A 21924-nucleotide genomic window follows, 5' to 3' on the forward strand; every position below is an offset into this window, starting at 1 on the left:
GCAGCCATCGCCGGTGTGACTGGGATCCGCCGTGACCGTTATACTGAGAACAGAAAACTAGCGACAAGTCGGCGTGATTTCACTTGTGTGAAGTGTGAGAGTCCACGAATTCGGAGATCATTTTCCAGTCCGGTGGCCGTTCCATCGCTCCCGTCGTAGTCGCCGAGATCGCAGCAGACGCGTTCGCAAACCTGACGATTCGGTCCAGATCGGCAGTCCTTCGCGCAAGCGCGGCGACCGTTGCGGAGACGAACGCGTCACCCGCCCCAGTCGTGTCGACCACGTCGACATCGAATCCTTCGTGTTCGACGGTGCCGTTGCCCCATGGCGCGTCGGCTGTCGCGTACGCCATGGCTCCCTCATCGCCACGCGTAAGAAAGACAGTGTGCGGACCGTCCCGGCAGACTACTTCGCACCGTCGATTGAGCGACTCCTGCCTGTACCCGAGTTGTTCCAGCTCATCGGGCGTCGCCTTGAGGACGTCGGCCATCTCGACCGCGTCTTCGAGGACGCCCGTATCGTCGTCGTCCCACAGTTCCGGACGCCAGTTCGGATCGAAGTACACGGAACAGTTCGCCTCTCGTGCGCGCCGTAGCAGATCGAACACGGCTGATCGAGCTGGCTCGGCCGCGAGTACGACGCCGCCGACGTACACCCACTCGATCTCCTCGAGCGTGCTCGTCGGAACGGCGCCGGTTTCGAGTTTCGTATCGGCAGTGCCGTCGCGATAGAACGTGAACGATCGGTCCCGTGTTTCGTCGTGAGCGACGAACGCGAGGGTCGTCTTCGCTGTGGGATCCTGCTCGACGAACCGTGATGGAACGCCACGGTCGTCCAACGTTTCGATGAGAAAGTCACCGAACCCGTCTTCGCCGACTCGAGTCCAGAACAGCGGGTCAGCACCGACCGCTGCGAGACGCGCTGCGACGTTGGCCGGGGCGCCGCCGGCGCGGCGCTGGTACGACTCCACGCCGCGGAGCTCCCCCGGTACCGCAGGCAGCATATCAACGAGTGTTTCGCCGACCACGAGGATATTCTGGTCATCCATCAGTCATTCCTCCGCGGTTAGATTGACCAGTGTAATCAGCGACCTGACCGGGACGTCGTCGACGCGGTCCGTCCCGTTCTTGTCGACGATGACGGCACAACCCCTGACGTTACCTCCCTCGTTCTCGACGGCCCGAACGGTCTCAGAAATCGTTGTTCCCGACGTTATCATGTCGTCGACGACGTAGCAGTCGGCGCCGTCGACCGACGAGAAGTTGTGGGAGAATGAGCCACTGTACTCGTCGATATCTCCCTTTTCCCAGCGGTGTTTCCGCGGGGTGTAGGTACTGAGATCGACCTTTAGTTCGCTCGCGACGGCCGTCGCCAGCGGGACGCCCGCCTTTTCGATCCCAACGACGAGGTCAGCATCTCCGTCCGTCAAGAGGACGTCGGCCAGTATTCCGCCAAGGTGGTCGAGTCGGCGGCCGTTCTGGCCGACGGTACTCCAGTCAATGTGGATGTCCTGCGGAGACTTCGGGCGTTCGTTGGGCTGTTCAGCGTCCGGCGTCGCTCGTTCGATGAGCCAGCTAGCGGTCTCGCGGGAGACGTTGAGTTCGTCCGCGATCTCTCCCCTGGAGAGTCCGCTCTCAGCCAAACCGGCGGCTTCGCTCACGAGACTATCGACGTTCTTCATTGTCTGTGTGATCTCTCAGTGATCCGCAATAATCTTTGTGCTCGACCGCAGTACCGACGGATTTCGACGTGGAACATCTCACTATGCACCCCGTCATGATCGGTACGTCGCGGCCAGTTCGTTCAGTGCGTAAATCGCTCGCAGCATCTCGGAGCTCTTCCCCTCGTCGAACACCAGTTCGTCGGTCTCGCGGACGAAGTCTAGGACGTCGGTAGAGGCGTGTCCGGGGGCGGCGGAGATCCCGGTCCCCGTTTCCGTGAGCCAACGCATGACTCGGAGATCGCTCTTGCTGTCGCCCATCGCAACGGCGAACGGGTCGTCGATACCGAGCACGTCGAAGGCGGCTTCCACGCCGGCGACCTTATTCAGTTCGAGGCTGCCGATCTCCGCGGCGTCGGCCTCGTAGTACGCGACGTCGATGCGCTCGAAGAGTGCACTCACATCTTCCGGAACGTCACTAACCTTACACTCAGAGGCCTCCTTACGCTCAGTGAGGACGCCGTCAATCTCGGGATCCGCGTCGGCGTAGAACGCTTTCGTCCACTGGCGTCCCTCGTCGCTCAAGTACCCTAACTGCGTCGCCACAGCGTCGCCAAGCAGTTCGAGCTGATGGACCAGCCCCGCGTCGATGATCTCTCGAGCTCGTTCGGAGCCGATCTTAAAGTTCGGCTTCACCGTGATGTTGAACTCGTTACCCTGTAGGTGGCAGTTCCGCCGCAAGTCTTCGGGGGCGTCCGAGAGCACACGTGAGCGAACCGCGTCGAACACGTCAACGATGTCGTCGTCGAGCGACTCATAGAGTAGCCGTTTCGTCTCCGCACCGTGTTCAGGTGTGAATACGCCGGTTCCGGCCTCGTAGACGATCGAGAGGTCGCCCGAGTGGACGATTTCGCTTCCGAGCCCTTGTATCATGAATCCCTTGACGTTTTCCAAGGTCTGCCCGGTACAGATCACGATCGGAACGCCGCGCTCGTGAAGTTCCGTCAGGAAGTATAGCGTGTCTCGCGGGATCTCGTTGTCGGTCGTTGACGCTGACCGGAGCGTCTCGTCGACGTCGAGGACCAGTGCGTTGATCGGACGTTCGTACTTGTTGTACAGATCGAGTGCGGTGAACGCCTGGGTTTCCGTCGCGTGTGCGGCGATCTCCGCGTAGGCGTCTCCGTTCGGGAAATTCCGCCGAATCTGGGTCTTCTGCTGGTCGAGGTCGTCTCGAACGGACTCCCACTGCTGCAGGGAGACTTGTGAATCGAGCGCCGGGAACACATTGACGAGATCCTGACGTGCCCTGAGCGTCTCAGTGTCGGTACTATCGTACAGTCCATACAACTGACTATAAACTTGCACGGAAACGTGTACATCCGGAACCGATATAAAAGTCCCGCCAGCCGCGATGCCACAAAGACTCGGTCGATCACTCGTATGCGCTATCCAGTTCCCAGACGTCCAATCGCTGGACGGTCACATCACCGTCCGCCCACGCCTCGATTCCGGTCGACCGCTCATCCTCCGGATACAGGCGAGTAGTGACACTCTTTAGGCTGTTCACGTATACCTCGAGCATCGACCCGTCGAGGTACACTCGTAGTTCGAGGTCCTCGCCGTCGCGGTCGACCTCGCCACGGTGGACGAGCGAGCTTCGCTCCGAAACAGTCGCCCGTGTTTCGGCGTTTCGAGTGCTGTGTTCGCGGTGGACGACGATCCGCTCCGTCCGTTCGTCGTAATATATCAGCGTCTCCTCGGACCCATCAGGGTTCGCTCTTACCTTCAGCCCGTACTTCTCAGCTCCGTCAGACGCCATTGTTGCTCGAATCTCGACTGCGGTTCCGCCAACGCCGTCCAGTTCGTCGTTCGCATTTGAGACCTGCACGTTCCGGATCTCGGCGAGTCGCTCGGCTCGGAGCGATCGCAGTTCCTCAATCGGTTCGATGCCGAGCCGACCGTCGTCGCGAAGAAACAGGTGTACCGGGAGACCGCCGTTGTGGGCCCATCCGGCGTCATAGTGATCCCGCGGACGACGGTCGTCCTGTGCAATCGTGAATAGGAGGCTCCGACCCGTTTCGGGGTCGACAATACCGTGAGGACCAGTGAAGTGAAACCCCCCGTAATCGATACGTCGCGGGTCCTCGTGGTCCGGAACGAACCGACAGGCGTCGGGGTCCCACTCGCCGAGCCAGTAGTACACTTCCACTTCCGCGGCGCCCTCAATCGGACTGACGATGAACGCGTACTTCTCGGCGTCGGTCTCGTCTTCGCCAATCGGCAGCAAGACGGGCAACTCCCAGACGAGTCCGAGCTCCGGGTACTCGTCGTGATCCGTTCGATGGAGACAACCCCGGAACACCCACTCCGCCAAGCTCTCAGACTCGTATACAAGGGCCGCACCGCCACCGGTAGCGAATCCGGAACCGACGAGACAGTACCACGTCCCGTTCTCCCGCCAAACGAACGGGTCGCGAAAGTCGTTGTCCCGAAGCCCGATCGAATGCGGGCGCTCGATCGCGGACTCGTCGTCCTGACGCCAAGACGTCAATTCGGGGTCGTCGGGATCAACAGGGGACGCTACCACGACGCGCTGATCGGGAGTGCGGTCTATTTCTCCCGCGGTAAAGAGGAGAACAGGGTCCCCGTCCGCGTCGTGAGTCGACCCGCCGGACCAGATCCCATCGGGAGCCAGTCCGTCGCGTTCGGGCGCCAGTGCCGGTTTAAGGTGCCGCCAATGGACTAAATCGTCACTCACCCAGTGCCCCCAATGGATATTGCCCCAGTACGGTCCGCTGGGGTTGTGCTGGTAGAACAGGTGGTACTGGCCGTCGTGATACAGCGGTGCATGCGGTTCGTTCATCCAGTGACCAGGCGGGATCGGATGGTACTGCGGACGATGACGATCTCCGCGATATCGCGACGGATCGAGGGCGATCGTTTCGTAGTTCATCGAGGGGTGTTCGTCGTGGCACGGCGTCTCGTACCGCTCGCGGACGTCGGAGGCGGTGAACGCGCAGTCATAGATTTTGAGTTCGTCGATCGCCCCTGAGAAGTTGTGTAAAGCGAACGTGTCGTCGACGCGTTCGGTTCGGTTGTTCTTTCCAATCAGAACCGGGACGTCGGCCGGGACGATCATGCTCCCCTCGGGAACTCGTTCCACTGCGGTGCATGCGGCGTCGACGTAGAGTCGGAGTGAACCGTCGTCGCCCTCGAAGACTGCTGCGACGTGCGACCAGGAATATTTGGGTAGCGGTGATTCCGTCTGGACAGCCACCCACGTGTCTCCCAGTCCGACTTGGAACGAGCACCGGCCGTGTCCGTCGAGTCCAAACTCGAACCCGCGGTTATCGTCGACCGAGTGGTTGCTGACAATCGGGGAGAGACGCTCTGACGACTGACCCTCGAACGCTCGGGGGGCGATCCACGCTTCGACCGTGAACTCGGTCGTATCTCCGTCGAGAATCTGCCGGTCGTGTTCGATTTGCGTGGAGTAACCATCGAACAACAGTCCGCTTCCCGTGACGCCGTCAATCCATCGCGGATCACTATCCGATTTGAACCGTGCGTCCGCGAACGCGTGCTCGACCGCGTCTCGGCATCCGGACACGACTTCCTCGGCGGACGAGCCCTCGCTTTCGTCGAACGGCCAGTACGCTACGACACGGCGGTTATCGCTATCGTCTCGGTCGGCCATATCAGATGGAATGCCTCGTAATCATAAAAATACCACCCGTCTGTCGGACCGTCGATGGTGAGCTCGCAGCGGCGACAGCAGAGCGCGCGGACGGTTCCAACGTCGGTACTGACGCTCACAAACTACTATACTCCTCTAGTTCTTCGACAAGAGTATGAGTGGTTACGAGAACCTCGACGTATCCGAAATACGCGATTCGCTGCAACGCCACGTCGATATGTCGGAGTACGAGTCGCAGGTGTATCTCGCGCTCGTTCAAAACGGAAAGCAATCGATGCGAGACCTATCCGAGGCGAGCGACGTCCCAAAACAGCGCGTATACGACATCGTCGAGGAACTCAGGGAGCAGGGCTTCGTCGAGCTCGACGACAGTTATCCCAAGAAGGCGTACGCGGTCGATCCCACGAAGACGCTTGGCCCGATCCAGACGCACGTCGAACAGGTCCAAAACGCGCTCGAGGAGTTTCACAAGTCGGTGTCCGACGTCGATAGCGGCGTCGCACAGTTCAGGAACCAGTCGACAATCGAGAAGTACATCTTCGAACTCCTCGACAGCGCCGAACGGACGATCTTCCTGATGACGTCCGTCGATCGACTGCAGATCTTCGAGGACGCGCTACGCGACAACTCCGACGTCCAGATCCGCGTCGTACTCACTGATCTCGACGAGGGGCACGTCGTCGACGACCGTATCGAACTCAACAGTCCTATCCGCGAGTTTGCCGACTACGTCCGGGGGACCGTTCGTAGCGAACCGCTCGTACTCAGTGTGGATCGAAGTGCCGGGTTCTTTTGGCCGAGTACTACCGACGCACGTCGCCAGCCTCAGGAGGGATTCTACGTCACCGATGAGGAACTCGCGTTCATGTTCGATCGGTTCCTCTCGGACACGGTCTGGCCGCTCGGGTATCCGGTCAATCCCGATCAGCGCTGCTCTATCACGCTTCCGCAACGGTACTATCGGATCCACGATTGCCTCTCCGACCTCGAGGTACTCACCGACTCCGTTCCCCTCCGAACTCTGACAGTCCGGTTCGAGGGGTACGACAACGTGACTGGCCAGCAGACCTCTCGAGAGGGCCGACTCGCCGGGTACTACGCGCCGGAGTTCGATGACCAGGCGTACCTCGAAGTCGACATTGTTGAGGGCGACGATGAGCAGTCTCTGACGGTGACAGTCGGCGGCTGGCACTCGCGTCAGGAAGACTACATGGCGACGAGCATTGAACTGGAGAAACACGAAGACTGGTCCGCTGAAGAACTCGACGACGAGACGCTCGCACACATCGAGACGTGCCGGACGGAGCTCCCCGAGGAAATCGCCGGCGACGTCATCGTCGGCTTCGACGGTTACATCGACTATATCAGATCACTGGTCGGGGAACGGAAGAGTCCTCGAATGTACGATGAGATCAGCGAGTTCGACACGCTGCGAGAGATGATCACGAGGGCATCGGCTCAGGACAAGACGCTCCAGTTCGAGTGGGTCGAGAGCAGGCGCTTGCCCGGCGGCCACACTGCCCACGTCGGACAGGTACTCGATACGGCCGGATACGATACTGAACTCGTCGGGTTCTTCGGGCAGCCGATTCGGAACGAGTTCAGCGACGCGTTCGACGACGACGCGCTCCTCAGCCTGGGACAGCCGACCGTGACGGAGTATCTACAGTTCGGCGACGGGAAGGTCCTGTTCACCGACTCCAGTGGACATCAAGCGTTGAACTGGGAAACGCTCAGAGAATACGTGCCGCTCGAAGATATCGTCGATCGACTCGACGAGACTGATCTCGTGAGCATCGGCGGCTGGGCGCTCATCCCCGAGATATCGACGATCTGGGAGGGAATCTACGAGCAGGTGTATCCGCTGCTCTCGTCGCCGCCCGACGACATCATCGTCTGTACGAGCGACGTGCATCGCCTAACGGAGACGACGCTCCGGTCGGATCTGGAGTCGTTGAGTATCCTCAACGATGCGATCCCAGTGACGGTCGTGACGACCAGCGAACAGGCCGCACACTTGAGTGACGCTCTTCTGTCCGGCGACCGGGGGAAGCGAGCGCTCCACGCAACGGCAGAGTCACTTTGCCGCGAGATCGGCGTGTCTCGGGTCGCGGTGACCGCTGCGAAAGAGTCCGTCCTCGCCGGCCCCCACGGGAGCCAACGGATCCGATCGGCCCTGATTTCCGACCCGGCAGAGGAAGGGACGTTTGAGGATCACTTCAGCGCAGGTATCGCCCTGGGTCGCGCCGAGGACCTCTCGGACACATCGACACTCGCACTCGGAATCGCAGTGGCGAGTTACTTCAAACAGTACCAGGAGACGCCGTCTCTGTCTGATATTCGGACGTTTCTCGATACCTATGAGGATCAGGGACCGGCCTGAGACGGCACTAGTACTCGGTTCGGCGCCGTGCGGTTTCGCGGGAGAACACGGCCGTCGATTAGCGGTCCGTGACGACGAGGAGACCCCAGAGAGCCATGACGAACAGGAGACAGATTCCGAGCGCCAGAGCTGCCGCGCCGAGTAGCCCCGCAGTCTGGTGGGCGAGTTTCGTGTTGTCTGTCAGTGGACCAGACGCGGCATCGACCGTCGCTCCGAGAACGGCCAGTAGGACGGTCGCCCCGAACGTGTACAATAGCGCCCGGTACTGATCGAGCAGGATACGGACCCGGCTGCGCTCCCGGCCACCTTCGGTGTCCCAGTCGGTGTCGTTCACGCTCATCGGTCCTCCCCCCGTACGTCCCCGAAGTGATCGTCCGAGGTCCGCTCGCCGCCGTCCGGTGCCGTGCGTTCTTCGGGCGGACGGTCGGGTCCGAAGATGGACTCATCGCCATCGGCACCGTCGAGCGGTTCGCTGTCCCAGTAGGGATGGTCACTATCGCACTCGCGGAAGCAGGCGATCGCGTGATCGTCCGAACCCCCGCTCGCCGGATCAAGTGACGGACACTCCTCGGTGCAGTGCTTTCGGGCTTTCGGACACCGCGTCTGGAACGAACAGCCGCTTGGGGGGTCGACGGGATCCGGAATGTCGATGCTCCGCACCGGTAGTTCCCCACTGCTGTCGTCCGGGTCGATGTCCGCCGTCGACCAGCGAAGAATCTTCGTGTAGGGATGACGCGGATTCTGGATGATTTCCTCGGCGGGGCCGATTTCGACGATATTTCCGAGGTACATCACGCCGATCCGGCCGTCGACCCTTCCAGCGAGATACCGCGCGTTCTCGAAGTTGTGCGAGATGAACAGGTACGACGTATCAAACCGCTGTTGCAGTTCGAGCATCAGATCCATCATCTCGACGCGGAGCGATACGTCCAGTGCACTCACCGCTTCGTCAGCCAGGATCAGGTCCGGGTTCATGAACAGTGCGCGCACGAGCGCAACGCGCTGTTTCTCACCACCGGATAGCTGGTGTGGGTACCGTTCGGCGTAATCACGTGCCGGAGAGAGGCCGACGTACTCGAGCATCGCGATGGTCCGTTCCCGTCGATCCTTGAAACTGAGGTCGTCCTGGGCCTGCTTGAGCGGTGTCTCGAGGATCTCCTGAACGCTCCGGTTGGGATTTAGCGAACTTCCCGGGTCCTGGTGGATGATCTGTAGCGCCGAGCGGATCTCGTCGTAGGCGTCGTCACCGCCGTCGCGAGCCTCCCAGACGTCGACTCCCCGATGCGAAACCCTCCCGTTGGTCGGTCGCTGGACACCGATAGCAGTCTTTCCGAGCGTCGTCTTGCCACAGCCAGATTCACCGACGAGCGCGACCACGTCGTTCTCGTAGATATCGAGGGTGACGTTATTGACGGCATAGACAGTCTCGCTATCGCCAGTGAGTTTCGACCGAAGTCCCGAGCTCTGTTCGAAGTGGACGTCCACGTCGTTGAGCGAGAGTACCGAATCATCTGACTGGCGACCTGTCACGACGTCTGTTTCAACCTGTTCGGGGCTTTCGGTCGGATCGAATGGGATCTCCTCACGCGCTCGCTCCCAGTGGTGACAGGCCGTCTCGTGGTCAGCACTGACGTCGAAGAACGGCGGGTCTTCGGACCGACACTCGCCGGTTGCCAGTGGACACCGAGACGCGTACCGGCAGCCGGTCGCCGTATTGACTGGATCGGGTGCCTGTCCCTCGATCGGTGTCATCGAGTCTAGTGGCGTTTCAAGGTTCGGGACGGCGTTGAGCAGGTCCCTCGTGTATGGGTGGGCGGGATCGCGGAGGATTTCGTCGGTCGGGCCGACCTCCGCCATCTGGAAGGCGTACAGGACGCCGATCCGGTCCGCTAGACCAGCTACCAGTGGGAGGTCGTGAGTGATGAACACGACGGTGAGATCGTACCGCTCTTGGAGGTTCTCCAGAAGGCCGAGGATAGATCGCTGCATCAATAGGTCGAGCGCCGCGGTCGGCTCGTCCATCACCAGCACTCGCGGTTTCAACACTAGCGAGAGCGCGATGAGTGCTCGCTGCTGCATTCCGCCACTCAGTTCGTGGGGGTACGCATCGAGCACCCGATCGGGATCGAGGTGGAGTTCTCGAAACAGCTTACGCGCGTGGTCCATCCCCGACTTGAGGTCGTGGTCGTGTGCCTTCAGCGTCTCCGTGAAGTGATCCCTGATCCGCTGGGTCGGATTGAACGAACTCATCGCGCCCTGAAACACCATCGAAATCTCCTTCCAACGGTATCGTTTCAGCAGGTCACGATCAGCATTCGCGATGTCGACCGGATCGCCGTCCTCGGGGTGATAGATCACTTCCCCGGAGAGTTGGCCCGGATCGACGACCGCGTCGAGGAGCGCCGAGGCGAACATTGACTTCCCAGAGCCCGACTCGCCGACGACGCCGAGGATTTCGCTCTGGCGGATATCCATCGAGACGTCGTCGAGGACCCGCGACGTCCCGCGGCCCATATCGAACTCGACCGAGGCGTTTCGAACCTCCAGAATCACGTCTTGGTCAGCTGACTCTGCGTTCGTTTGTCGTACTACTTCGCGTTCGTGTGTTTCGTAGTCGGAACTCATGAGTACACCTTCGTTTGCGACGAGTGGCTATCTGCCGTGACCGTCCATTCGAGCGCAATCATCACTTAGCCTCCCCGCCTTCGTGGCGGTCGCGAACCCTGACATTGACGACACGGTCGAGCCCCTGGGAGAGCATGATGAGTCCCCACGATAGGAGCACGATCGTCAGGAGTGGCCACAACACCGTGTAGTACAGCTGTGGCGACGTGACTGCACCGGCGTTGTACGCCTTCTCCAGCATCACGCCCCAGTTGACGCCCTCGACCGGAAGCACCCCGAGGAAGTACAGCGCTACGGAGTTGAAGATCACTCCTCGCCCCGACATCACGAAATTGACGAGGATAAGCGGGAGGAGCTGCGGCGTGATGTCCTTGCGCAGGATCGATCCGGTCGAGACGCCCATGATCCGCGAGGCCTCGACGTACGCCTCTTCCCGGATCGTGAGGACCTGAGATCTGAGCGATCGCGCCGTCCCGGCCCACGCGTTGATCGACACGAGGATACCGACGAGGATCGGGCTGGTCGGCTCCCAGATCGCGCCGACGATGATGATCAGCGGGAGCCCGGGAATCATTATCGCCGTGTCAGTCAGCGTCATCAGTATTTCGTCGGCTCGCCCGCCTTTGTAACCCGAGACGATACCGACGAACGCGCCGATCCCGGTAGCGAACACTGCCCCGCCCATCAGCATTAACAGCATGTCCGGGGTCGCGTGGATCAATAGCGCGGCGATGTCCTGTCCGAACTGGTCAGTGCCGAGCGGGTTCTCGCCGAAATAGGACGGACTGTCCCATTTATTCCCGTCCTGATACGTCGGTGACTCGACGAGCCAGACGCCGACCGTTCCGGCAAGGACGAACCCGAACAGGATCAGGAATCCGGCCTTGAAACGCCAGTCGGACCACGCCAGCAGGAACGTTTCCCAGTGTCCGCGAAGGTCCTTGGCGATCCGATCGCGTCGGGTGACGTCCTCCACGGAAACGCTCTCAAGCGGGATCTCCGCCGCGTTGATATCGCCGCCGTCGGCCATCGGATTCCTGTCCTCGTCAGTAGGCTTCACTGGAATCACCCCCGGCACCCGCACGCGGATCGATCAGCCCGTAGGTGAGATCGGCGATCGTGACCGCGATGACGACTGCGACCGATATGATGAGGAATCCACCCATCATCAACGGATAGTCGCGCGCCGTGATCGCGTTGAAGAAGTAGTACCCGACGCCCGGATACTGGAAAATGTCCTCGAGGATGATCGAACCCCCGAAGATGAACCCGATCTGGATGACGAAGCCGGTGTAGATCGGGAGGATTGCGTTCCGAGCCACGTACTGGTTCGCGATGCGACTCGTAGGGAGCATCCGCAACCGTGCGACACGGATGTAATCCTCTCCGAGTACTCTGATACTGTTGCTCCGCATCGCGAGCGTCTGGACGCCGAAGCCCGTGATAATAACCGAGAGCATTGGCAGGGTCGCGTGTCGTAGCACGTCTACTATGAACGGGAGGTTGAAGCCCGGTGTGACGCCGAGGCTCGTTCTGCCGGAGAGCGGATACATTCCCAGGTTCGTGACGAAGATCGCGATGAGAATGATCGCCGCCACGTAATAGGGGACGGAGTTCATCACGATTGCGACAGTGCTGACGGCCGAGTCAAGCCGACTCCCCTCCTTGTAAGCGAGGAGCGCGCCAAGCGAGATCGAAATCGCGAACGTCACGAGCATCGCCGTTCCGAGGACGAACAGCGTCCACGGGATCGCCTCCGCGTAGATCTGGGCGACTGGCTCGTTATAGTACGTCGATTCGCCGAGGTCGCCCTGAAGGACGCTGGTGACGTAGTTCAGGTACTGCACGTAGATCGGTTCGTCTGGCTTGACACCGACGTACGCCTGCACCATCTGGTCGATCTGCTCGGACGGCATGTTCGGATTTTGCTTGCGAAGTTTCGCTCGCATGTAATCGACAGGGCCGCCGGGCATCAGACGTGTCAGACCGAACGTGATCGTGATGACCAGCACCAGAGTCACGAACGATCGGATCACACGCTTTACGTAGTAGTTCATCCGCGGCGCCCCTCCGTCGTATTTTTCACTCTCATAGTGCTATCAATTGTGACAGGCAGAATCACACGATGAAACGGTATATACTTAACGGTCATTATATCAATCAAGGTTTATTTCGGGGTTTGAGGTCGCCTCGGCGCTCGAGTCGTCCGTGAATGCGGACTCCAGCGACCACATGTCTGCCGAGTAGAGTTCGACGGCTCCGCCGACCGCCTCGAGCGAGACGCCGGTGCTATCGGGCCGAGTCGGGTAGATTCGGCTGCTCACACTGGTTCGGTCGTTGACGAACACTTCGATGACTGAAGCGTCGACGAGCACGTGCAGGTGCACGATGCCGTCGTCGGACTGGGGTACCTCGTCGATTGACTGCGGATCGGAATTTGCGGCGTCCGAGAGGCTGGAGTGTTCACGATCGACGATCAGACGATTGCCGTCCGTGTACCGGATCGATGTTCGTTCCTCGCTGTCATCGGAGCATGCGACGACAAGCTCGAACGCGTCAGCACCGTCAAGTTCCAGTTCGAGTTGAATTTCCAGTGCGTCGCCAGAGACACCGTCACACGGTGACGGATCGTCCGGGGAGAGCGTCTGACGGTCGATCGTCTCGCGTTCTCCCCGAAGACGAGTGAGTTCCTCGGCCGGCTGCACTACAAGAGTACCGTCGGACGAAAGCGAGAGCGAACGAGGGACAGACATGGCACCAGACCACCCCGCGTCCCACTGCGCGGACGCACTGCGATCCTCACGGATCCAGCCCCACGAGAGGTACCGCCCGTCGCCGTCGGGGATTGATTGGGCGGCGTAGTAGTTCCCGTGATCGAGCGTCCCCGAGTCCTCTCGGTTGAACGTCTGACCGTCGAACGTTCCGAGGAAGTACGCGACCTTGTCGTAGTTCGAGACCTGCAGCAGCTGCAGGTCACCAAAGTCGAGTAGTTCCGGGCACTCCCAGATCGGCCCGTCTTCGTCGCGGTCTCCGACTAGGATTGGACCGACGTACGCCCAATCGAGAAGATCGTCCGACTGATACAACAGCGCCGTTCCACCGGCATCCTCGGTCCCGGAGCCGATGAGGTGATACCAGGTTCCGTCCTCCTTCCAGACGTCGTGGTCGCGAAACTCGGCGTTCCAGTCGTCGTTCGCGAGGATCTGCGGCCGCTCGGGAGGGTCGGTGATGATCGGATTCTGTGGGGACTTCTGCCAGGTATCGAGGTCGTCATCAGCCGCGCGAGCGAGACAGGGGAGCTGATCATGTCCGTCGCCGCCGGTGTAGACGAACGTGGGGACGTCGTCATCAAGTACCGTACAGCCTGACCAACACCCGTGCCGGTCCGGTCCCCCTGCGTCGGGCTCTAGCGCGATGGGCCTATCCTCCCAGTGAACGAGGTCGTCGCTCACCGCATGCCCCCAGTGGATCGATCCGTGGTACGGTCCAGCCGGGTTGTACTGGTAGAACAGGTGATACTCGCCGTTGCATTTGACTAGTCCGTTCGGATCGTTCATCCAGTTTGCCGGTGGCGTAAAATGGTACGAGGGGCGGTGAGGATCATCGTCAATCTCTGTCCTGACCTGTGTCAGTTCCGCGCCACTCCGCGGTCGAGTGTACATCGCGGCCTCCCCGCGGGCGATATGCTTGATCGTCCCGCGAAGAATCATCCGAAGTGTCGTCAGGTACTCCGACGGCACGCCATCGAACGTGAAGTGTTGGCCGATACCGACGACGGTTCCCGCCCCGACTTGCCAGCCGATGACGCTGTTCTCTCGGGGGACGTCCGTCTCACCGACAGCGGCGCTCGCGAGAACCGTTCCACGCTTCGGGATCCGGCGTTCGTAGGCCACTCGAGGTGTCGATTCGCTACGGGACGGCTGCGTGTGAACGCGGTTTCCGTCACATGACTCGAACAGGTCGGCGTCGGCGAACCGCGAACCGACCAGGAACCCCGCCGGGCGCTGCCCCCACTTGTGGACTGGTTTGTACGTCTCGTCGATGAGGTCCGGCGGCTGCGGATCGATCCCCAACTCCTCGACGGTCGTGACTCCGTGTAGACTCAACAGAAGTCCGCCGCCCCCGTCGAGATACGCCATCAATGCGTCGACCGCACCGGAAGGGAACGTTTCGTCCGCGAAAGAGAGATCACGGTGCCACCAGAGCGCGTCGAACGACGACAGCGATTGTTCCGTCGGTAGATCCTCGAGTGAAACACAATCCACGCCCGCCATGTCCCGTACAGCTCGAAGCGCTGCGCACTGTTCGTCCGTCAATTCACCCGCGGTCAGAAACCCAAGGCTGGGAGAGTCTTTCGACTCTGAGTCCTCAGCTTGCATATCTATCACACGGTGTTTATAGTATAAAAGCATTTTGGCCTCTATTGAAATCCGAGCAAAGGAAGACCCTAGGTTCCGATTTCCATAGGGCAGATAACGATACCTGGGGTGTTTAAGTACTTAACGGGTGCAGCAGCTACTCCACACCGAGGGGCGGTCGGAATCGGGAGCAACACGCTCACGTAACCGATCGTTGCGAGCCAGGACGTTCGCTTATTCGTTGGGCGTCGGCTGGCCCTGGCGGACAGGCCAGTCTTGCACACTCGGTGTCTTCATGATCGCACTGTCGTTTGCGGGCCAGTTCCAGTTCTCGGTGTTGTAGTACTCAGAGGCGATGTACAGTGTCCATGGTCCCCAAGAAGCGTCCATCCAATTCCAGAACCACGCTAGCTGCTGGATGTGCGGCCGCTGTTCTTCCTTGCTCTGGCCTCGCGCGATCGCCTGGAGGCGTTCCCGGATGTTCATCTCTCGAGGCTCCCCGTCGGGCTCACCGATCGGCGGAACCTCGACGATGAACTCGCTGGTACCCTCCCCGTTCCACTCCGAGACGGAGGGTACGCCGAGTGGGTACGCGGTCACCCACGCCTCGTTGACGAGGTGGTTCTGGAATCCCTCGTACGGAAGCGGTGCGGACTGGCCGACCCACCAGTTAGTGAGATCGTAGTCCCGCTCGGGGATCGTCTGTCCGAAGTACGTGGTATCCTCGACGATGATCGCTTCGGTCTCGATACCGAAGTCGCTCAGGATCCGCGACGCAGTTTCCGTCCGATTGCTGTGGAAACCGGCGTCCCTGAACGTGAGCGTGAACTGCTCGCCGTCGGGCTTGTACCACGTACCGTTCTCCTGGGTGAACCCTTCGTCCCGAAGGAGTTCTGTAGCTCGTTCGGTCCCGCCGTCGAACTGCATGAACTGACCTTTGACGTCTCCGAGCCACTCATCGATGAGCGGCTGTGACATTCCCGCGGACAGATCGACGCGCTCCTTGTTCACGTCCGAGAGTGGCAGGTTCTGCATCAGCGTGTCATGGCTCGCTTGCAGCACGTTCGAGAGCGCCCACCGGACCTGCTGGTTGTCGAGAGGCTCGCGGCGGCAGTTGAATGAGATCGACTCGCCGCTATGGCTGTAGAACCTGACGGACTCGTAGTTGTCCGGGATCTGGTCTGCCTGTGCCGAGTTGAACGCCACGTTGTGAAGCGCATCTACCTCGTTATTGCGCAGCGATCGGAGCTTCTCCTGAGGCCCCTGGAGCGGCAGCGCCTCCATCGTATCGAACGCGATGTCGTCCGCCGTGATGTGAGGGTTCTGGTAGTCCTCGTACTTCTCTAGGAGGAGCTGGTTTGCCGTCGCCTCCGACGGCATAAACGGCCCGTTCCCGAGCCCTTTCTCACGGGCCTCGTTGAGAGAAACGTTCCATTCGGCGAGTTCTTGGAGGATCGCACTCTGGTCTTCGTCAGACCCAGCATCTTCCATGCGCTCGAGATAGTCCCTGAAGACGTCGAATTTGAATGTCCAGTTGGTCGGGGCGTCGCCCATCCCGAACAGCGCGTTCTCGAACAGTTGAGTGTCGATCTTCTCTGCGAGCGTCATCTCGACGCTGTATTCGCCCGTCTGCTCGACATCGTCGAGAAAGTCCCAGACGGCGTCGTTGTTCACGTTCCGCCAGCGCATTTGGCCCACGAAGTCTTCGGCCGTGTACGCGTCTCCGTTGAACCACGTATACGTATCAGACAGGTCGAACTGAACAGTCGCCCCAGACTGGACCGTCGACGGGTATTCCCAGTTCTCGACGAGTAGTGGCACCCATTCTTCCTCGTCGGCATGCCATCGCGCGCCTTGCTCGAAGATGATCTTGTTCAAGACGCCGGGAGTCTGCTGTCCGAAGGGGTTGTAGTTGATCTGATCCGGCTGGTTGGCCATCTCGACTCGGAGTCGATCCGAACCTGTCTCGTTCCCGTATCCGAAACAGCCAGCGATTGATGCAACACCGGCGCCTGCGATACCTTTCAGCACCCGTCGACGACGAGGGCGCACACGCTCCCTACCGTCATCTGAGTTACCATCTACCATACACGTATGCGATACTGGTTCATACTACTTATAATTTGGTCTGGTGACCAGATATCCAGACGCCCGCGTTCGGTACGCAGATCTGGTTTCCCGGCGAGAACGAGACTGGTCAGCAATATTCACTACGGCTGTGAATCAATGTGATGGTTACTGGACAATCTCCTTCCTCGGGTGAGTGAACTTCTCACGGTCCGGCGCATATCGGAACGTACAGCGCCCGAAGACCGATTCTAACCTTCATCATAATCAAGGTTGATTATGTATCGTGTAGAATGGGTGTATTCACTGTCTCGGGAAAACTCCTCGGTACGGCGAGAAAAATCGTTCCGGTCCTGGCGAGTGGTTACAGAGGTACAATTGTAAACAGCGTCGGCGGTTTCCTAGCACCGGAGAACAAAAATCACTGCGTGCTATCAAGGAATCGTGCTACGGAAGGTGCTGGCAGAGCGATGACCTCTCTGTCTCAACGAGTGACAACGCTTTTATTTCTCTTGTCTGAAACGGACACCTATGAAGACATTCACTGATCGATTCTGGGATCGCGTGCGTGGGTACGAACTGGTACTTCGTCTTTTCTTCGTCGCCGACGTACTGTTCCTCGTGCTCGCACTTGTAGCGTACCCGATCGTCGAATCAGGATCGGCTGCCCACGTCTTAGTTGTCCTCGACTTGCTCATCTTTGTCGTTCTATTAATGCCTCTGGCATATCTTTTGTATCAGTGTCGAAAGCGACGAGCTGAGGAAGAGATGTTGTAAAGTTCCTCTCTAACTTTCCCGGAGGCCGCTACCCAACTGGCTCCCGTCCGATGTGGGACACGAAAAGCGGTATTGTCGACCAACCTTTTGACTTTACTGTAACTGTGACACTATTTCTGCTGTAATTCTGGACGGGGCTTCGGCGACAATCGCGAGAGGCAAATCGACCTACTTAAGTCCCATTGTATTCAGTCAAGCAAATCATTTCATATTTATATAGATACTATTGCAATTGTTGTATTTCATCGATAGCGTATCTGTTTTACAATGGCTTCCGTACGAATAGGTTCATAGTTCATGAGAACACTCCGTCAGTGTGTATATTGTAATTGGTAGTTATATAAATAAAGAACGAGCATTAATTCAGGTACTCTAGCCTGTTTCTCTCTCTAATTTTCCAACCGCTGTCCATTTAGTTTCCAATGGGAATACAACCCTTCCTACGTTTTCACAGGTAATCAGAATTAAGTTGTTTCAACCGTAGTACTCGTGATCACTTAGGGCTATTTACAGAAGTCGTGACCGCTACTCTCCTATCAGTCGTAGCGCTCGTACGGCCATTCGGTTTCAGCAAAATCTCTGCAGAATCTTCAAACGAGTGCGAAGCACTCTTTTCAACTTGCGGAAAATCCATTCCGCTTGGCTTCGATGAAAAGCACTCCTCTTTAGAAGTCCGTCGTCGTCCCGCTCGCTCACTTCGTTCGCTCACGGCTGTAGCGGTGATCTCTCTACCTCCTGAATCGGTCTGAGCGATGTCGAAGCAAATACGTGGAACGATTAGATTTCGTGAAACGACGGTCCAACAGTTGGTGACTACTACTGCTGACAACCTATCCGGAATCAAACAGATCGAAAAAACTTTCTCGAAACACACCACAGGGATGTTTAGCTCGAGCAATCGACCTTGGATGAGACACACAACTGCCAGACGCAACTCAAACGAACCACCGATGTGGTCACGGACTGCAGTCTACCAAGCCTCCAGAGCAGATCATTGAAAGAGGGTTTCTTTCCACGATATTCTGATCCCCTTCTGCGCTAAGGTTCCTTGCAGCTAGATTCTATTATCGGAAAGGCCCTCTGAGATTGATCTTGCCACTCGATTAGTGTCCCAGCTGCCTGCAGGTCGTGATCCGTAGATCCGCTAGACTCTGCGACCTTTCGAGAGCCGAACTCAGATAGGTAGCAGAGCCCTCAGGAGCCAACTCGTTCCCTTACCGATTATTTCCGTTCGCCCCCTTGTTCGATCCGCCCGAGGGAAGAAAGTGGCCGTCATTAAGTTCGCTGACGACCCGTGTTTCAGTCCCCTCGAGTTGTAGCTTCAGACTCGGCGCCAGCGTCCCACCGAACAGTTCCTTCTGCTCTTCGGGGGGCAGATGGCCGACCTCGTCAAGGCCGATCTCGCCCCGAGACGTATCGTCGAGTCCGCGGAAGTTCTCGAAGCTTTCGATCAGCACGTCGTTCCCGTGGGGCATCGCCAGCCACGAATACGCCTGGAAGGGAGCCGACTCGGGGTTTGCGAGGACCAGTCCGCTCCCGTTGAGCGGTTCGTACTCACCGTAGAGCGAATCGCTCACGAACCCGTACAGCGCGTCGGGACCGCTGAGGCCGGGAGCGAACGTAAACTTGTGGCTGAGGACGAACAGATACCACTTTCCGTTATTGAAGACGTAATGCGGGCGTTCCAACTGTTGGTTGACCTCGATCGCCTCCAGGTTAGGCGGGAGGAGCTCCCACTCGGTGAGTTCGTCGTTGGTCGCTCGCATTACGCCAACGTTCCCGTTGTAGCTTTGCGGATCATCCGGGCTATCGCCTTCCGTGGGCGTGTTCCCCTCGAACACGACGAGATCCTCGCCAGTCTCGGGATGCTCGAAGTACCACGGGTCACGGAACGCGTAGACGATGCCCTGCTCCCGGGACTGCTCTAGGGTCTGATAGAGGTCCCCGTCGGCTTCACCGATGATAACGTGCTCCTGGTCACCGGTCAGCTCGACGCCGTGCGGACTGGTCCGGAGGGACGCGCCCTTGCCGAGTGCGAGTCGCTGGCGGAACTCCGGTTCCGGGCTGGTCGCTGTGTAGAAGTGGTAAATCTGGTCCTCGCTCTGATCGTACATCGCAGAGCCGGCCCACTGGTGGTGCCCAAGCGGGTTCTCGAAGGCCGTCCCGCCCTCCTGCCAGTCATGACCATTCCGGGAATAGAAGTAGCGAATCGTCGCTTCATTGTGCCGAGCACCCGGCACGAGGTCCTTTGACGCCGTGAGGGAGAAGACGACCTGCCAGCCGTTGATCTTTGCAATCGAGCCGTCGCGGTATCGAAGCGGCCAGGTGTCCCAGATCCAGTAATCGTCCGAGATTACGTCGGAGTTCTCATTGATGACCGGAGCAGTCGTATCGTCTGTAAGTTCGATACTGTTTGCGTGTTCGCGAGTCCACTGGCTCGCTTCACCTGTCTCGAGAGCGGCTCCGGAGCCAGTCCCAAACGGTAGCGCGAGACCGGCCGCACCAATTGCGCCAGTTGTTTTGAGTATACTGCGCCTGCTTAGCTCAATATTAGCACTCTTATCTACCATCGCATCTGAGTATTAACTTCTATAGTACTAAAAGATTTCTGGATGGATGAACCATGGAGTATGATCATTATATAATTAACTTACATGAATCTACACAGCTATAGCTTATATTTTAGCTATTCAAAATATTATTTAGATATCAAAACTAAATGCCAAATATGTGTGTTAGCGAACATCATTGAGCACACTAGACTTATATAACTACCTCGTTATAGCATGGATTATGGACGGTAGAGATCTTAGAACAGCTCTTAAGCGATTCGGACTCTCTGAGAAGGAAGTAGCAGCATACCTCACCTCCATCGGGCATGGTAAAATTAAGATGAGCGATTTAGCTGATGAAGCAGACATTTCAGTTCGACATGCGTACAAGGTCGCCGATCGACTTGAACAGCGGGGTCTCATAGTCGTCAATGACCATACTACACCGACAACATTGAATGCAATCCACCCTTCTGAGGCAATATCTCAATTGAAGGAAAACCTATCAACAATTGAATCAGAACTTATCACACGTTTCAAAGAGGCTTCGTTCGAGTCGAAGACAGAGGTCTACAAATCTAAACCAACCCTTTTCAAACGTCTCCGGGAGAGTATTTTGAAAGCAGAAAATGAGATTTTATTATCGCTTCCAGTCGAAGCGGTGCCTGACATTGCTGATGACCTACGAAGAGCGCTTGACCGAGGTGTATTTATCCTTCTGTTAGTGACTAATACAAAAACAGCAGTCTCTAGAGACAGTACAATCGCATCCGTTATGCGTATATCTGAAGGTGATTTTCCTGCGATGATGTGTGTTGACCGTAGGGATGGAATTTTTTCACCGCCAGACCTGCTCCGCCATGCCTATTCATCTAAGCAAGGTATCTCTCTTCAACAAAACTCCTTCATACCAATTCTAATCAGTGCCTTTCTAGGTAACTTCTGGGGTGCAGGATACGAAGCCTACATTAGTCGGCCGAATAATCTTCCCCAAGAATACACCGCGTTTTGTCACGCAGTAGTAGATGCTACGTGCAAATTGAGGCAAAATACAGAACTCTACGCAGAAATAAAAGCTCGAGCTGTGTCTGTTGGTGACGGATTTGAAACCATTCGTGGACAAGTCACTAATGTACAACAGTCAATCATTGCCCCAGAGTCAAGTTCTCGTGCTATCAAAAATACTCTTTTTATAGAGAGCGAGGATACTGTAGTATCTATTGGTGGGCCAGGAGCATTTATGGAAGATTTTGAAGCAAAGATGATTAGGTTATCCACAGATGTAGGAACTAGGTGAACGGAATCACTCAGTTGATCCCTTCTCAGTCTCAGGTGGAAACTTGTAGCGAAATTCTTCAGTCGTAGCTGTGATAGTGGTCAGCCATTACCTGTATTTCATATCTTGTTCAACCCTCAATAGGTAAACTCTCTACATTGAAATCTTTGAGACGAGAGCACATTTATAATATATCCTATATTAAGGCCCATAATGCCGCTGGAGGAGATAGCGTGTTTACACTCGTACTAATGTAAATAAGTCGTATATAGGGATCGGGGTGGAAATGATAGTATTTTATGTTGTTTTCACTATCATATCTATACCTTATTTCTATCTATCTATAAAGTAATTTTAGATGGGCACATAATAGCTGGAGTTCATCGCTAGTTAGATATTGAAGTACAGTATCAAACATACACTCGTAACCAAGTTAATTTCCTATGCTTAGGAGGGGACCAGTCACTCTTGGATCGTAACGTCTCGAACCCTCTACGCACGCGTGAACAACAAAGCAATCTTCGATCAG

13 protein-coding genes are annotated in these 21924 nt (G+C 57.7%); 2 read left to right on the forward strand and 11 right to left on the reverse strand.

Annotation, left to right across the window (positions count from 1 at the left end; all coding sequences use genetic code 11):
- Positions 1–79: 79 nt before the first annotated feature.
- The 4 genes from EH209_RS18765 to EH209_RS18780 form a co-directional block, all read right to left on the reverse strand.
- Complete coding sequence (locus tag EH209_RS18765; RefSeq protein WP_126664371.1) at positions 80–1048, reverse strand: carbohydrate kinase family protein; 969 nt, start codon at positions 1046–1048, stop codon at positions 80–82.
- Between the two features lie 3 nt (positions 1049–1051).
- Complete coding sequence (gene gfcR, locus EH209_RS18770) at positions 1052–1681, reverse strand: transcriptional regulator GfcR (protein ID WP_126664372.1); 630 nt, start codon at positions 1679–1681, stop codon at positions 1052–1054.
- A gap of 93 nt (positions 1682–1774) precedes the next feature.
- Positions 1775–3025 (reverse strand): HAD family hydrolase, encoded by a 1251-nt coding sequence (locus EH209_RS18775; RefSeq protein WP_126664373.1) that lies wholly within the window; start codon positions 3023–3025, stop codon positions 1775–1777.
- A gap of 67 nt (positions 3026–3092) precedes the next feature.
- Positions 3093–5357, reverse strand: coding sequence for a GH32 C-terminal domain-containing protein (locus EH209_RS18780; RefSeq protein WP_126664374.1), 2265 nt, complete (start codon positions 5355–5357; stop codon positions 3093–3095).
- Between the two features lie 154 nt (positions 5358–5511).
- On the opposite strand from EH209_RS18780, the gene EH209_RS18785 reads away from it, so the two are divergent.
- Positions 5512–7740 carry a TrmB family transcriptional regulator gene (locus tag EH209_RS18785; protein ID WP_126664375.1) on the forward strand — a complete coding sequence of 743 codons (2229 nt, stop codon included), beginning with the start codon at positions 5512–5514 and terminating at the stop codon, positions 7738–7740.
- A gap of 58 nt (positions 7741–7798) precedes the next feature.
- Here the strand turns inward: EH209_RS18785 and EH209_RS18790 are convergent, their stop codons facing one another.
- From EH209_RS18790 to EH209_RS18820, 7 genes are all read right to left on the reverse strand, one after another.
- The gene (locus EH209_RS18790; protein WP_126664376.1) at positions 7799–8080 is read right to left on the reverse strand and encodes a hypothetical protein; all 282 of its coding nucleotides are present in this window, start codon (positions 8078–8080) and stop codon (positions 7799–7801) included.
- Complete coding sequence (locus tag EH209_RS18795) at positions 8077–10365, reverse strand: ABC transporter ATP-binding protein (protein ID WP_126664377.1); 2289 nt, start codon at positions 10363–10365, stop codon at positions 8077–8079. The genes EH209_RS18790 and EH209_RS18795 overlap by 4 nt, the downstream gene beginning before the upstream one ends.
- A gap of 61 nt (positions 10366–10426) precedes the next feature.
- Positions 10427–11425, reverse strand: a complete 999-nt coding sequence (locus EH209_RS18800) for an ABC transporter permease (RefSeq protein WP_249038847.1) — start codon at positions 11423–11425, stop codon at positions 10427–10429.
- Positions 11412–12422 carry an ABC transporter permease gene (locus tag EH209_RS18805; protein ID WP_126664378.1) on the reverse strand — a complete coding sequence of 337 codons (1011 nt, stop codon included), beginning with the start codon at positions 12420–12422 and terminating at the stop codon, positions 11412–11414. Before EH209_RS18805 ends, EH209_RS18800 begins: the two co-directional genes overlap by 14 nt.
- 99 nt (positions 12423–12521) lie before the next feature.
- Positions 12522–14471: a glycoside hydrolase family 32 protein gene (locus EH209_RS18810; RefSeq protein WP_249038848.1), complete on the reverse strand. Its 1950-nt coding sequence runs from the start codon at positions 14469–14471 to the stop codon at positions 12522–12524.
- A gap of 486 nt (positions 14472–14957) precedes the next feature.
- Positions 14958–16661: an ABC transporter substrate-binding protein gene (locus EH209_RS18815; protein ID WP_126664380.1), complete on the reverse strand. Its 1704-nt coding sequence runs from the start codon at positions 16659–16661 to the stop codon at positions 14958–14960.
- Positions 16662–18781: 2120 nt separating this feature from the next.
- On the reverse strand, positions 18782–20137 hold the full coding sequence (locus EH209_RS18820; protein WP_126664381.1) for a glycoside hydrolase family 68 protein: 1356 nt from the start codon (positions 20135–20137) through the stop codon (positions 18782–18784).
- A 223-nt stretch (positions 20138–20360) separates the two neighbouring features.
- On the opposite strand from EH209_RS18820, the gene EH209_RS18825 reads away from it, so the two are divergent.
- On the forward strand, positions 20361–21416 hold the full coding sequence (locus EH209_RS18825; RefSeq protein ID WP_126664382.1) for a TrmB family transcriptional regulator sugar-binding domain-containing protein: 1056 nt from the start codon (positions 20361–20363) through the stop codon (positions 21414–21416).
- The last annotated feature ends 508 nt before the right edge of the window (positions 21417–21924 follow it).

This window comes from Haloterrigena salifodinae, assembly GCF_003977755.1.
Lineage (GTDB): Archaea > Halobacteriota > Halobacteria > Halobacteriales > Natrialbaceae > Haloterrigena > Haloterrigena salifodinae.